General features: G+C 65.3%; 12 protein-coding genes. 5 read left to right on the top strand and 7 right to left on the bottom strand.

Features of this window, described 5'->3' with window-relative positions; all coding sequences use genetic code 11:
- Window positions 1–640: 640 nt before the first annotated feature.
- Window positions 641–1,603, top strand: coding sequence for an acyl-ACP desaturase (locus ACW2Q0_RS03015; RefSeq protein ID WP_457185778.1), 963 nt, complete (start codon window positions 641–643; stop codon window positions 1,601–1,603).
- Between the two features lie 128 nt (window positions 1,604–1,731).
- Here ACW2Q0_RS03015 and ACW2Q0_RS03010 read toward each other — a convergent pair whose 3' ends face one another.
- Window positions 1,732–1,869 carry a hypothetical protein gene (locus ACW2Q0_RS03010; RefSeq protein ID WP_457185776.1) on the bottom strand — a complete coding sequence of 46 codons (138 nt, stop codon included), beginning with the start codon at window positions 1,867–1,869 and terminating at the stop codon, window positions 1,732–1,734.
- 674 nt (window positions 1,870–2,543) lie between these two features.
- Here ACW2Q0_RS03010 and ACW2Q0_RS03005 point away from each other — a divergent pair.
- From ACW2Q0_RS03005 to phoU, 4 genes are all read left to right on the top strand, one after another.
- Complete coding sequence (locus ACW2Q0_RS03005) at window positions 2,544–3,410, top strand: SDR family oxidoreductase (RefSeq protein ID WP_457185774.1); 867 nt, start codon at window positions 2,544–2,546, stop codon at window positions 3,408–3,410.
- Window positions 3,411–3,518: 108 nt separating this feature from the next.
- Window positions 3,519–4,640 carry a tRNA dihydrouridine synthase DusB gene (gene dusB, locus ACW2Q0_RS03000; RefSeq protein WP_457186118.1) on the top strand — a complete coding sequence of 374 codons (1,122 nt, stop codon included), beginning with the start codon at window positions 3,519–3,521 and terminating at the stop codon, window positions 4,638–4,640.
- Window positions 4,641–4,839: 199 nt separating this feature from the next.
- Window positions 4,840–7,011, top strand: a complete 2,172-nt coding sequence (locus ACW2Q0_RS02995) for an LCP family glycopolymer transferase (protein ID WP_457185772.1) — start codon at window positions 4,840–4,842, stop codon at window positions 7,009–7,011.
- Window positions 7,012–7,123: 112 nt separating this feature from the next.
- Window positions 7,124–7,786, top strand: coding sequence for a phosphate signaling complex protein PhoU (gene phoU, locus ACW2Q0_RS02990; protein ID WP_457185770.1), 663 nt, complete (start codon window positions 7,124–7,126; stop codon window positions 7,784–7,786).
- A gap of 206 nt (window positions 7,787–7,992) precedes the next feature.
- On the opposite strand, the gene pstB is transcribed toward phoU, so the two are convergent.
- The 6 genes from pstB to ACW2Q0_RS02960 all read right to left on the bottom strand — a co-directional run bounded on the left by pstB (window position 7,993) and on the right by ACW2Q0_RS02960 (window position 14,034).
- Window positions 7,993–8,769 (bottom strand): phosphate ABC transporter ATP-binding protein PstB, encoded by a 777-nt coding sequence (gene pstB / locus ACW2Q0_RS02985; protein ID WP_040686399.1) that lies wholly within the window; start codon window positions 8,767–8,769, stop codon window positions 7,993–7,995.
- A 96-nt stretch (window positions 8,770–8,865) separates the two neighbouring features.
- On the bottom strand, window positions 8,866–9,771 hold the full coding sequence (pstA, locus tag ACW2Q0_RS02980) for a phosphate ABC transporter permease PstA (protein WP_457185767.1): 906 nt from the start codon (window positions 9,769–9,771) through the stop codon (window positions 8,866–8,868).
- Window positions 9,771–10,763, bottom strand: a complete 993-nt coding sequence (gene pstC, locus ACW2Q0_RS02975; protein ID WP_457185765.1) for a phosphate ABC transporter permease subunit PstC — start codon at window positions 10,761–10,763, stop codon at window positions 9,771–9,773. Before pstC ends, pstA begins: the two co-directional genes overlap by 1 nt.
- A 91-nt stretch (window positions 10,764–10,854) precedes the next feature.
- Window positions 10,855–11,967, bottom strand: a complete 1,113-nt coding sequence (gene pstS, locus ACW2Q0_RS02970) for a phosphate ABC transporter substrate-binding protein PstS (protein ID WP_457185763.1) — start codon at window positions 11,965–11,967, stop codon at window positions 10,855–10,857.
- A gap of 249 nt (window positions 11,968–12,216) precedes the next feature.
- Complete coding sequence (gene mshD / locus ACW2Q0_RS02965; RefSeq protein WP_457185762.1) at window positions 12,217–13,128, bottom strand: mycothiol synthase; 912 nt, start codon at window positions 13,126–13,128, stop codon at window positions 12,217–12,219.
- A 138-nt stretch (window positions 13,129–13,266) separates the two neighbouring features.
- Entirely contained in the window at window positions 13,267–14,034 is a 768-nt protein-coding gene (locus ACW2Q0_RS02960; protein ID WP_457185759.1) for a winged helix-turn-helix transcriptional regulator, read from the bottom strand.
- Between the last annotated feature and the right edge of the window lie 81 nt (window positions 14,035–14,115).

The raw sequence follows: 14,115 nt of genomic DNA, 5'->3' as shown, positions 1-14,115 counted from the left end.
CGCTGGATCAGCGCGGCGCCTTCGCCGAGGGCGAGGCGCGCTGGTCGACCGGGTCGATGTCGATGATGGGTCGAAAAATTTCAGTGTGCTCGGTGCGACGGAGGACACCGTCGGCAACGATCCAGTCGCCGAGCTGCTGCCGGCTCCGATCATGCCGGCCTACCCGGCCGAGCACCCGAGCCGTGGCGACGGCGCGCCCCCGCGGACGCGGTCAGGTGGCGGCTCCGGAGACATACTCAGGGGCTGGCGGCATCGGCAGCGCGGTCGGAGAAGCGTTGGCCGAGAACGCGAGTGGCACACTCAGCAACGCGCCGGCAGACTTCCCGTCCGTGAACGCTCACCGACTGCGGCGGCAGCACCAGCGGCTGGTTACGGCACTACTGTCGCCTTGTGCGTTACGGCACGCTGGGCTAACGACTCTCGGCGCGGACCGATAAACCCCTCACTACGGGTCGACCCCCTACACTCGGTGTGGTTGTCGAACGTCGGCGTCGACGTATGACCTCGATCACGAGGTCTCATTTGCCAGCCGGATGCGTTTCGCATCACACCTACGGTGCCGTAAGGTATGGCCGCATCGGCACACGGTCTACTCGGGGGCCTGACCAGCAAGAGCGCACACACATGAAGGGCTTGGTATATGGCAAGGGATCTGACTCAACTCGAGCTGCTCACGGAGTTGGAGCCGGTTGCCGAAGAAAACGTCAACCGGCACCTGTCCTTGGCAAAGGAATGGCATCCGCACGACTACGTCCCGTGGGATGAGGGCCGCAACTTCGCGGCACTAGGCGGTGTCGACTGGGACCCTGAGCAGTCCCGATTGAGCGAGGTCGCCAAGGCGGCGATGATCACGAACCTGCTCACCGAAGACAATCTGCCCTCCTACCACCGCGAGATCGCCGAGAACTTCTCCCAGGATGGCGCCTGGGGCACCTGGGTCGGTCGCTGGACCGCCGAGGAGAACCGACACGGCATCGTCATGCGCGACTACCTCGTCGTTACCCGTGGCGTCGATCCCGTCGCGCTCGAAGAGGCGCGCATGATCCACATGACCAATGGATTCGCTTCGCCGACCGAGGCCGATGCGGGCTTCCTGCACTCGGTCGCGTACGTGACCTTCCAGGAGTTGGCCACCCGGGTCAGCCACCGCAATACCGGCAAGGTCTGTGACGACCCGATCGCCGATCGCATGCTCCAGCGCGTCGCCGCCGACGAGAACCTGCACATGATCTTCTACCGCAACATGTGCGGCGCGGCTCTCGACCTCTCCCCCGACCAGACCCTCGAGGCGATCACGCTGATTCTGGAGAACTTCCAGATGCCCGGCGCCGGTATGCCCAACTTCCGCCGCAACGGCGTACTGATGGCCAAGCACGGCATCTACGATCTACGCCAGCACCTCGAAGAGGTAGTGCAGCCGGTGCTGAAGAAGTGGAATATCTTCGACCGCACCGACTTCACCGCGCGCGGCGAGGCCGTGCGCGAGCGGCTCGGGCTGTTCCTGGAGAAGCTAGGCGAGGACGTCGTCAAGTTCGAAGAACAGCGCGACCGCATGCTCGCCCGCGAGGCGAAGAAGCGCGAACTCGCCGGTATCGCCGGCTGATCGCGACCTCCGCAAACGTCAGCGCGCCGCCGTCGGATTTCTCCGGCGGCGGCGCGCTGATGTCCGGCAACCCTGATCCCGGTAGCAAACTTATACATTCAACCGTCGAAACTCGTTGCGGCACTGCTTCATCGATGTGCGCTGTCGACACCGCCCACTTCGATGATCTTCCAATCCGAGTTCATATCCAGCGTGACGTTGTAGGTCACCGTTGTCGGCGCGCATTCCGGGCTCTGCACATTCGTCGAACTCGCATTTGCGAACATCGACTTCGTAGATTTCTGCCTTGCTCCGACATCACCCTTGCGGTGATCGGCACGGCGGTCGAGGTCCACTTCAGCGGAACCAGAATCTTTTCGAGCTCGGGCGCGGGCGCATCGAACTTATTCGCCAGCCGCGCAACGGTATTCGCCTTCAGCCGCGGCACCCATCGCGGGATGTCGCGGTAATTGACAGGGGCCGGCCGCGACCGCGTATCGGGTGGCCACCGCGGGCCGAGACGAGAAAGCCACCCGGTACGCCGACCCGCGATCACCAATGCGCCGATTACCGCGCCGAGAACGACGGTAGAGGCACGAACCGATACCGTTCCCGACCACTCGTCCAGGCTTGTCGGCTTTCGTATCGGACGACTTCGCCTCGGCAGAATTACCCAACTCCACGCCGGAGTCCTCGGCGCCCGATACGCTGCCCTCGATCGGTTCTGTCATTCGCCCGTTCCCGGCGAGTATGGTGGTCACAGGCGCTACCGGGGAGTAACGGGCGACTGAGGCCGTCCGGGATGGCCGCAGTGCCCTCGGAGCCGGGGTGCCCGACCTGGGACGGGACCTCTGATTCCGAATCCGCCGACGATCCGCCCGCGAACCTCGACACTGGTATCGCCGCCGACGCGCAGCGCGCTGACCGGCCACAGCTCACGGCACCGTAGGAGGCCGAGGATATGTCGAGCGCATCGAGGGGCGCCAGGACGCTCACCGGCAAGGTCGTCGCGATCACCGGCGGCGCGCGCGGTATCGGACGCGCGAGCGCCGAGGCGTTTCTGGCGGCGGGCGCCGCGGTCGCGATCGGCGATATCGATGTCGAACTGGTAGCCGAGACGGCGGCGGAGTTGGGTGCCGACCCGGGCGCCGAGGTCGTCGGTCTGCCGTTGAACGTCACGGATAAGGCATCCTTCGCCGCCTTCCTCGACAGCGTGGACGACGAACTCGGCCCGCTGGACGTGCTGGTCAACAACGCAGGAATCATGCCTACCGGTCTGTTTGTCGACGAGGACGAGGCGATGACCGAACGAATCATCGATATCAACCTCAACGGGGTGATCCATGGTTCAAGGCTCGCGGTAAAGCGGTTCAGAGACCGCGGCAGCGGACACCTGATCAATATCGCGTCTTTGGCTGGGACACAGGGCTTTCCAGGCCTGGCCACCTACTGCGCGACCAAACACGCGGTAGTCGGTTTCACCTCGGCGCTGCATCTGGAGATGAAGGAGCACGGCGTGCACGTCGGCGCGGTGCTGCCGGGCATCGTGCGCACCGAACTGTCCGCCGGTGCCAACATGCCGAACTGGATCACGCCGCTGACCACGGTGGATCCGGAGGATGTCGCACAGGCGATCCTCGAATCGGTACGGCAGGACAAACCGCTGGTAACCGTGCCGCGCCGCCTCGCGGCCATCATCAGATCAGCCCAGCTGCTTCCGTACCGCGCACAGCTGCGCGTCGCCGAATTCACGGGCGCGACAACAGCTTTCACTCAACCCGACCCCTCCGTGCGCGAGATCTACCACCGCAGGCTCCGCAACCAATAGCGGGCGCGGAAATACCTCCCGTGACCGCTATCACGGCCGGGCCGAACAGGGCGTTGCAGAGCTGATGAGACACTGGTGGGCGTGACGATTACTGCTGAGGCCAAGAGCATGCTGCGGATCGGGCCGTATCCGGTCGATCCGGCGGTGGTGCTCGCGCCGATGGCGGGCATCACCAACCTGGCGTTTCGGAAGTTGTGCCGGGAGTTCGGCAGTTCCACGTCCATCTATGTGTGCGAGATGATCACCGCGCGGGCGGTGGTCGAACGCAACGCGAAGACGCTGCACATGATGTCCTTCGACGAGGACGAACATCCGCGCTCGATGCAGCTCTACGGTGTGGATCCGGCCACACTGGGCGAAGCCGTGCGGATAATTGTCGGCGAGGGCTGGGCCGATCACATCGACCTCAATCTCGGCTGCCCGGTGCCGAAGGTCACCCGTCTGGGTGGCGGTGCGGCGCTGCCGTATAAGCGCGCGCTGTTCAGCAAGATCGTCAAGGCGATGGTTTCCGGCGCGGAACCCGCCGGGGTCCCGGTGACGGTGAAGTTCCGCATCGGCATCGACGACGACCACCTCACCTACTTGGACGCGGGCCGCATTGCCGAGGTCGAGGGCGCCAAGGCCGTCGCACTGCACGCCCGCACCGCCGCACAGCGGTATTCGGGCCAGGCCGACTGGACGGCGATCGCCCGGCTCAAAGAGGCCGTCACAACGATTCCGGTGCTCGGCAACGGCGATATCTTCTCCGCCGCCGACGCGGTGCGCATGATGGACGAAACCGGTTGCGACGGAGTCGTTATCGGCCGTGGCTGCCTCGGCCGCCCGTGGCTGTTCGCCGAATTGCAGGCAGCACTGCGCGGCGAGCCGCTGCCCGACGCGCCGAATCTCGGCCGCGTCGGCGAGGTGCTGTACCGGCACGGCGCCCTGCTGGCCGAACACCTCGGTGCGGAAAAGGCTATGCGCGATCTGCGTAAGCATATGGCCTGGTATCTGATGGGCTTCCCGGTCGGTGCGGATCTGCGCCGCTCATTCGCCACCGTGTCGAGCCTCACTCAGTTGCAGGACCTGATCGGCGAGCTCGACCCGACCGCGCCATTCCCTCGCGACGCCGAGGGGCCGCGGGGCCGCCAGGGTTCGCCGGGCAAGGTGGCGCTGCCACACGGCTGGCTCGACGATCCCGACGATCCGGCCGTTCCCACCGGTGCGGATCTGATGCACAGCGGCGGCTGACCTTTCTGCGATCGCACCGTCACCTGATCGTCAAGAACCCTCCGAGCAGCACATATTCCGACGCGAATAACAACCTCGGCCACGTCGATCTCGCACTGGGCTGGCTCGCCGTGGCGGAATCGTTATCATTGGCGGAATCGGTGTCATGCTGGTCGAAAGCGGCCGAACCGGCAGCGGAGACGAAAAGCGAGGTTCGCAGGTGGGTGACGATCGGCACGGGCAGTCGCCAGGGCCCGGAGGTCGCGCCCCGTGGGAGCGTTATCCCACGGCGGATTACACCGAGTGGGACGGCGCACGGTCCTCACGCAGAGCCCGACATACCGATCCCGACTCCGGGTCGGCGCCGCTGACCGTTCAGGATCTGGTCCAGCGGGTCGACAACGAACGCGGCGGACGCAGACGCCGGTCCACGACGCCGGACGCGCCGCCAACGCATACGAACCGAGCTGCCCCGAAGCCGCCGGAATCCGCCACGCGGCAAACCGGTATTCCGCCGCGCGAATCGAGCGCCACAGCCGCGCGCCAAGCGGATGCCCCGCCCCGGACATCGGCCATGCCAGCCGGACGCAACGCCGACGCACCCCGGACCTCGGCCGCCAAGGCCGACGCCGCGCGCCGATCCGCGGGCTCTGCGGTGGTCGATGACATCGTGGGTACCCCGACGGCCGCACGCCCCGCGAAACGCCGCGCCTCGACCGCATCCAGCGGGAAAGAGCCGCCCGAAGTCGTCACCGATGTAATCCCCCCGGTCGAGGACACCCCGCGCACCAACAAGCGCGGCATCGGCTGGCCGACCACTGATCCGGACGAAACGAAAACCGCGGCCGCGTCCACCCGCGTCGGCCTGTCCCGGCTCGCCGCGAGTCGGCAGCGCCGCAATAAGCGGCTGCAGCTTGCGGGCCGGGCCACCGTGACAATTTGTGCGGTGGTCGCACTGCTGGTCACCGGCGGCGGTTGGAGCTATCTGCGTTCGACCGCCAATGGCTTCACCCAGGTTTCCGCCCTCGACGACCATCCGGAAGATGTAGTCGACTCCGGCGCCCAGCTCGGCGACGAGAACTTTCTGCTGGTCGGTACGGACACCCGTGTCGGTGCCAATGGGCAGGTGGGTGCCGGCTCTACAGACGATGCCGAAGGCTCCCGAGCCGACACTGTCATGCTGGTGAACATCCCCAAGAATCGGTCGCGGGTTGTCGTCGTTTCGTTCCCTCGCGATCTCGATGTCAGCCGACCTCAGTGCAATGGTTGGGACAACGACAAGGTGGAGTACACCAGCGAGACTTTCCCCGCGGCAATGGGCGACAAGCTCAACGCGGTGTACGCGCTGGGCGGGCCGAAGTGCTTGGTCAATGTGATCCGGAAGATGACCGGGCTCACTATCGGCCACTTCATCAGCATCGACTTCGCTGGGTTCGAGGCGATGGTCGACCAAGTCGGCGGCGTGGACGTCTGTGCCACCAAGCCGATCGTCGATGGGGTCCTGGGCACGGTCCTGGAGAATCCGGGCCGACAGCGGATCAACGGCGCGACCGCACTCAGCTATGTGCGTGCCCGTCACGTCTACGGCGAGGAACGCAGCGACTACGACCGAATCAACCGGCAACAGCGCTTCCTCGCTTCCTTGCTGCGCGGCGCGCTGTCCAGCAAGGTTCTTTTCGACCCTGGCAAGCTGCGTGGCTTCATCGACGCATTCACCAAGCACACCTGGGTCGATAGGGTCGATACGAACGACCTGCTGACGCTCGGTCGATCGCTGCAGAAGGTCGATGCGGGTGCGGTTACCTTCCTGACCATCCCGACCGCGGGCACCACCTCCTATGGCAATGAGATTCCCCGCGAGTCCGACATCAAGGCGATCTTTCGCGCGATCATCGATGACCAACCGCTGCCCGGCGAGAAGAAGTCGACCCCGGCTCCCGGTTCGATCCCGTCGTCGCAGCCGACGCCACCCAAGCTCACAGCGGTCGACCCGAGTACGGTATCGCTGCTGGTCTCCAATGGTTCGGAGACGCCCGGCGCGGCCAATAGGGCGGCGACCAAGCTCGGCAATCAGGGCTTCCATATCTACAACACCGGCAACTACTCCGGCGGGAATTCCGAGGTCGCCACCAAAGTGCGCTTCGGGCCCGGCCACGAGGCCGAGGCGGCCACAGTGGCCAGCGCCCTGCCCGGGGCGACGATGGAGCAGTCGAACAGTCTCGGTGGCATCGTCGAGGTCGTAATCGGTGCCGACTATGCGGGTACGGTGCGTACGCCGACGGCTGTCGGCGATCCGATCTCGAATGTGTCCGTCACTGCGTCGAGTGCGGAACCAGTCACACTGCCGTCGGACTTGGAGCACGTCAACGCCGCCGACGATACGTGCAAGTAGCCGGCCTTTCGAACGCGTCCCGAGGCGGTGCGACACCCTCGCAATCGTTCGGCACCACTCATTAACCCAACGTTGGTGACTAGGTCAGCACCTCGCACTACTGTCTGTATGCATGCGTGTCATCTACAACGAGCAAATGGCCGATCTTGCCCGCATGCTGGGCGAGATGGCCGGTCTGGCGGGTTCGGCGATGGAGCGAGCCACCCAGTCGCTGCTCCAGGCCGATCTCACTCTGGCTGAGTCGGTGATCACCGAGGGCGACCGAATCGCCGAAATGATCAGCGATGCCGAGGAGAGGTCGTTTGCCCTGCTTGCGCTGCAGGCGCCGGTGGCGGGTGATCTGCGACAGGTGGTGAGCGCGATCCAGATCGTCCAGGACGTCAACCGGATGGGCGCACTGGCGCTGCACGTCGCCAAGGTAACCCGCCGCCGCCACCCCAACCACGCCCTGCCCGAAGCGGTGAACGGCTACTTCGCGGAAATGGGCCGTATCGCGGTGAATATGGGTGAGGGCGCCAAGGAGGTGCTCGCCAGCCGCGACCCGGAGCGCGCCGCGCAACTCAACGAGGACGACGAGGCGATGGATGATCTGCACCGTCACCTATTCACGTTGCTGATGGATCGCGACTGGAAATACGGAGTCGCCGCGGCCGTCGATGTCACGCTGCTCGGCCGCTACTACGGGCGCTTCGCCGACCACGCCGTGGAGATCGGCCGCCGCGTGATCTTCCTGGTCACTGGTGAACTTCCGGCGGATCCCGACGCCGCGCTGTGATTCCGGCGAAACCGCTTGCCGGACAACAATGAAGGCCCGCATATGCAATGCGAGCCTTCACATTTTATACCGACACAATTGATTTCGCGCCCACATGGGTAACTCGCCGGGTACGGGCTGACTAGATCGGCTCGTACCGCCAGCCGCCGACACCACCTTCAGGCACCTGATTCCGGCGCCTGAAGGTCCAGGGAGGCGGGGGAACGCTATCCGAAGCGACCGGAGATGTAATCCTCCGTCGCCTTCTGGCCCGGGTTGGAGAAGATCTTCTCGGTATCGTCGATCTCGATCAGCTTGCCCGGCTTGCCCTGCGCCTCCAGGTTGAAGAAGCCGGTCTGGTCACTCACGCGCGCGGCCTGCTGCATATTGTGCGTGACGATGACGATGGTGAATTCCTTCTTCAGCTCGGTGATCAGGTCCTCGATCGCCAGGGTGGAGATCGGGTCCAGCGCCGAACACGGCTCGTCCATCAGCAGCACATCGGGCGATACCGCGATGGCGCGCGCGATGCACAGACGCTGCTGCTGACCACCGGAGAGCCCGCCGCCCGGCTTGTCCAGCCGGTCCTTGACCTCGTTCCACAGGTTGGCCCCGCGCAACGAGCGCTCGGCGACCTCGTCGAGCTCCTTCTTGTTGCGTACGCCCTGCAGCTTCAGCCCGGCCACCACATTGTCGCGAATCGACATGGTGGGGAACGGGTTCGGGCGCTGGAACACCATGCCGATGGTGCGGCGCACGCCGACCGGGTCGACGGTGGAGCCGTAGATGTCCTCGCCATCCAGCAGCACCGCGCCCTCGACGCGGGCATTCGGAGTCACCTCGTGCATCCGGTTGAGCGAACGCAGCACGGTGGACTTACCGCAACCCGACGGGCCGATGAAGGCGGTCACGCTGCGCGGCAGTACCGACAGCTTGACATCGGCAACCGCGTGGAATTTGCCGTAGTAGATATTCAGGTCTTTGACGTCGATCCGCTTGGCCATCCGAGTATTTCCGTTCGCTGTTATTGAGTATGCATGAGCGGGGGCCCTACGTGGTTACGCACGCTGCCTCCTCCGGTCCTTGCCCGCTCGTGCGGGTCACCGGTTCCGCGTGAGCAGCCTGTTGACGACCGCGGCCGCCGCGTACAGCAGGGCGATCAGCAGGATCAGCGTCAACGCCGCACCCCACACCCGCGCCCGGCCCGCAGGCTCCGGATTCGCCAACTCTTGGTAGATCAACAGCGGCAGCGAGGCCATATTGCCGTCGAAGAGATTGGTGTTGATCGACTTGCTGTAACCGACCAGCACCAGCACCGGTGCGGTCTCACCCATGACGCGGGCCAGCGAGAGCAGGATGCCGCTGATCATGCCGGGTGCCGCGGTCGGCACGACGATCCGAACGATCGTCTTCCACTTGGGAATTCCGAGTGCGTAGGAGGCCTCGCGTAACTCGTCGGGGACCAGCTTCAGCATTTCCTCGGTGCTGCGGATGACCACTGGCAGCATCAGCAGCACCAATGCCAGCGATACCGCGAAAGAGCTTTGCGGGAAGCCGAATGTCGCGATCCACAGCGCGAAGATGAACAGCGCCGCGACGATGGACGGCACACCCGCGAGGATGTCCACCATGAAGGTGGTCACCCTGGCCAGCACGCCACGGCCGTATTCGACCAGGTACACCGCGGCCATGATGCCGAGCGGCACCGCGATGATCGCGGCGACGAGAGTCTGCACGACGGTGCCGTAAATCGCGTGGTACACGCCGCCACCGGTCTGGTCCGGCAGGACGCCCTTCTGCGATTTCTCCCACCAGTCCAGCGAGACGACCGAGTCGATGCCCTTCGACACCACCATGATCAGCACCCAGATCAGCGGCACGAGTGCGATCGCGAAGCAGAGCCAGACCACCGCGGTGGCGATATTGTTCTTGACCCGGCGGGCCGGGCTGACATGCCGGAAGGTAGGCGCCTTGACCGGCTTGTCAAGAGTCGTCGTGGTGGTCATTACCCGTTCACCCTTCCACCGGATACGAGCCGCGCCAGCGCATTGACGATGAAGGTCAGTGCGAACAACACGAAGCCGGCGGCGATGTAGGCGCCGGTCGGCAGTGGCTGACTGAATTCCGAAGCAGCGGCGGCGATTTTGGAGGCGAAGGTGTAGCCGCCGTCGAACAGCGACCAGTGTCCGGCCTTAGCCGAGGTGCGCAGGATGACCAACACCGCGATCGTCTCACCGAGCGCACGGCCGAGGCCGAGCATGGATCCGGCGATCACACCGCTGCGGCCGTAGGGCAGCACTGTCATCCGCACCATTTCCCATTTGGTCGCGCCGAGCGCCTGTGCGGCCTCGATATGCGAGACGGGCGTCAGATTGAAGACCTCACGCGAGACCGAGGTGATGATCGGCAGGATCATCACCGCGAGCACCACGCCCGCGGTGAAGACGGTGCCGCCACCGGAGATCGACACATTGCCGTCGGCGAAAAGGAAGAACCAGCCGAGCTTTTCGTTGAGAAACGTCTCGACCGGTTCGAGCTTCGGCGCGAGCACCAGAAAGCCCCACAGACCGAAGACGATCGACGGCACCGCTGCCAGCAGATCCACCAGCATCGCAAACGGACGCGCCATCGGCTTCGGCGAATAGTGGGTCAGGAACAGCGCGATGCCCACACCGATGGGCACCGCGATGAGCAGCGCCAGCATCGAACTCAGCACCGTGACCATGAGCAGGTCCCGGATGCCGAACCGTAGGTGGTCGGCATTGGTGGTGCTGAACTCGCTGCTGGTGAAGAAGTTCGCCTCATTCGCCATGATCGAGGGCCACGCTCGAACAAAGAGGAATAGGGCAATCAGTGCGATGGCCGCCACGACCGTGGCACCCGATGCGGTGGCAAGCGACCGGAAGACGACCTCGGCCCCTTGGTTGTGGCCTTTCCTGGCCGATATTGCGGCCGGACCTTTCGGCGAGTCCGGTTCGGTGCTCGGTTCACTCGACATAAGGGCAGTATCTCCAGCCGCCAACGGACCAGTCGAGTCCGACTGGTCCGCGGCGGACACCTCAGGGTGCACGGTCATGGTGTGGCGGCTATCAGTTGATGGCGTTGATCGCGGTGGTCAGCTTGGTCTTGAACTTATCCGGGATCGCGACGTAACCCGCGGTGTCCAGACCCTTCTGGCCGTTGTTGACGGCCGAGGTCAGGAAGGCCTTGACCGCCTTGGCCGTATCGGCGTCGGCGTACTTCGAGCAGACGATCTCGTAGGTCGACAGGATGATCGGGTAGGCACCGGCCGCGGTCGGCTTGTAGAACGACGAGGTGTCGAGCACCAGGTCGTTGCCCTCGCCCTTGATCTTCACACTGTCGACGGCCTTGGCCGCGGACTCCGGGGTCAGCTTGACCGGGTCCTTGGAGGCCGAGGTGACGACCTGCGCGATGGGCAGGTTCTGCGCCTTGGCGAAGGACCACTCGTTGTAGGTGATCGAGTTCTTGGTGCTCTTGATGGCGGCCGAGGTGCCCTCGTTGCCCTTGGCACCCTCACCGACACCGCCGTTGAAGGTCTTGCCCGCGCCCTTGCCCCACGCGCCGTCGGAGGCGGCGTCCAGGTAGAGCTGGAAGTTGTCGGTGGTGCCCGACTCATCGCTGCGGAAGATCACCGAGATCTTGTCCGAGGGCAGCTTGGCGGCCGGGTTCAGCGCCTTGATCTCGGGCGCATCCCAGGTGGCGATGGTGCCGTTGAACACCTTGGCGGCGGTCGGGCCGTCGAGCACCAGATCGGACACACCGTCGATGTTGTAGGTGATGGCGATCGGGCCGAATACGGTCGGCAGGTTCCAGGCCGGGGAACCGCAGCGCTCCTGCGCCTTGGCCGGCTCACCCTTCGAGGCGCTCAGCGGCGAGTCGGAACCGGCGAAATCGGTCTGGCCGCCGAGGAATTCGTTGACACCCGCACCAGAGCCGCTGGAGGTGTAGTTCAGCGTGGAGCCGCTGCAGTTGGCCTCGTAGGCGGCGACGAAGCGGTCCATGGCGTTCTTCTGGGCCGAGGAACCACTGGCCTTGATGGCCTTCTTGCCGCCACAGGCGACATCGACCTTGGCGGTGGAATCGCCGCCGGTCGAGGCGTTGTCGTCACTGCCACAAGCGGCCAGGGGCATGGCGACGGCGGCCAGCACACCGATAAGGGCGCTGCTGCGCTTGAAGTTCACTTATTCCTCCGGGGAATCGCGTTCGACACGCCCGGTCCCTCACCGGCCCGGGCGGGTTTCGTGGTGCCGTTCGCGGGGAACTCGCGCACCAGGCGGCAACCGTGCCGCCCTTAAGTAACGTAAGGTCGTTCGGTTGACATTTGGACCAGGCTGGGTAAACGGCGGGTGAACAGCCCGGCGCGATTGCGGCCGTTATGTGTGCCATTTGCCCCGGTGTTACTCGAGTAGCCCCAGCGGTCCGCCTGTTATTCAGTCACCGGCCGAGTACGCGACATCGATATGCGCCGGGCCGAAGCCGAGTCCCGTGTAGGTGCGCACAGCTGCGGTGTTGTCGGCCTCGGTATAGAGCAGCACCTCCGACAGCTCACGTTCACGCAGGTAGCGCAGGCCCGCGAGGGTGAGCAGGCGGCCGAGTCCCCGGCCCTGCGCGGCCGGATCGACGCCGACCACATAGACCTCGCCGACCGGCGGGTTCTCCTCGTAATGCACCTTGGTCCAATGGAACCCGAGGAGTTGGTCCGGATCGGCCGGATCCACCGCGATGAACAGCCCCTTCGGGTCGAACCAGGACTCCTCGCGCCGGACGGCGATATCGCGCGGAGTCCAGCCGCCCTGTTCCGGATGCCAGGCGAAGGCCGCGTTATTGACACGCAACAGTTCGGCATCATCCGCGGGCCCATCGTAGGTCCGCAGCGCCATACCATCCGGAATCGCCACATCAGGTAGCTTTGGTGTTGCCAGAGACCGCCGCATCTGCCACAGCTCGCGTGCGATTCCCAGTCCGAGCCGGGTCGCGAGAGCCGCGGCGGCAGGCCGATTTCCGTGCGCCCACACCCGCGCACCCGATCCGCCCTTCGCCAGCGCGGCCGAGACCAATTCCACGCCGATGCCATGGCCACGAGCAGCGGGATCGACGGCGACCTCCGCCATCGCGGGGTGTTCGCCATGTGCGGGAACGAGATTCGCGTAACCGGCGACAACTCCGTCACGCAGCGCCAGCAGATGTTCGGCCGCGGAATCGGCCGCGGTCAGCGAAAGTACGGCCTGTTCGGAGACCGGCGCGACACCGTCCTCGGCACTCGCCCGCTCCAGCAGCGCGCGCACCGCCCGCGCCGCTTCGGCATCGACCCCCGCGCTCCATCGCAGCGTCGTCTCACCCATAAGCGTCTCCCTCGTCGAACTTGTCACCGCGACGAACGCGCGAACCCCGCGCGCCATTCCAGCCGATCGAGATCAGGTGGAACCGGTGGCGGGGCTTCTCGACGAATGCCGCCGAATATTCCACTTGATCTTGGTCGACTATGGGACGGAACCGTTGACGGTGACGGATGGGGAGTCGTCGGCGCCCTCGGCGGATTCGTCGTCGGGGAAGGCGACGTGTTCGCCCTTGGCGGCGGTACGCGTGGGGCGGACAGCCTTGTAGCCGACATTGCGGACGGTGCCGATCAGCGATTCGTATTCGCTGCCCAGTTTGGCGCGCAGCCGTCGCACGTGCACGTCGACCGTGCGGGTGCCACCGAAGAAGTCATAACCCCAGACCTCCTGCAGCAGCTGCGCCCGGGTGAAGACCCGGCCCGCGTGCTGTGCGAGGTATTTGAGGAGTTCGAATTCCTTATAGGTCAGATCCAGCGGGCGACCGCGCAGCCGGGCGGTATAGGTGCCCTCGTCGATCACCAATTCGCCGAGGGTGATCTTGCCGGTGTTCTCCGGGCTCGCGACACCTCCGTTGCGGCCGACCAGCAGGCGCAGCCGGGCATCCAGTTCGGCCGGTCCGGTACCGGGCAGCAGAATGTCGTCCAAGCCCCAGTCGGCATTGACGGCGACCAGTCCGCCCTCGGTCAGCACGGCGACCACCGGCACCGATGAGCCGGTGCTGCCGAGCAGTCGGCACAGGCCGCGGGCCGCGGCCAGGTCGGTGCGTGCGTCGACCAGCGCGACATCCGCGGTGCCCGCCTCGAGCAGGGACGCCACCTCGGTCGGTGCCGGGCGCACATTGTGCGCCAGCAGCGACAGCGCGGGCAGGACCGACTCTGGGTTGGGGTCGGAGGTCAGCAGGAGCAGCTCCACAAGCCCTCCTCCCATCTCGTAGCTCCGGACAACAGCCACACCGCCGGGGCCACGTCGCTGATCACAGGTAATCGGATGCAA

Source organism: Nocardia citri (genome assembly GCF_054065835.1).
Note: the sequence above shows the minus strand (reverse complement) of the source record. Positions and strands in the feature narration are given on the sequence as shown.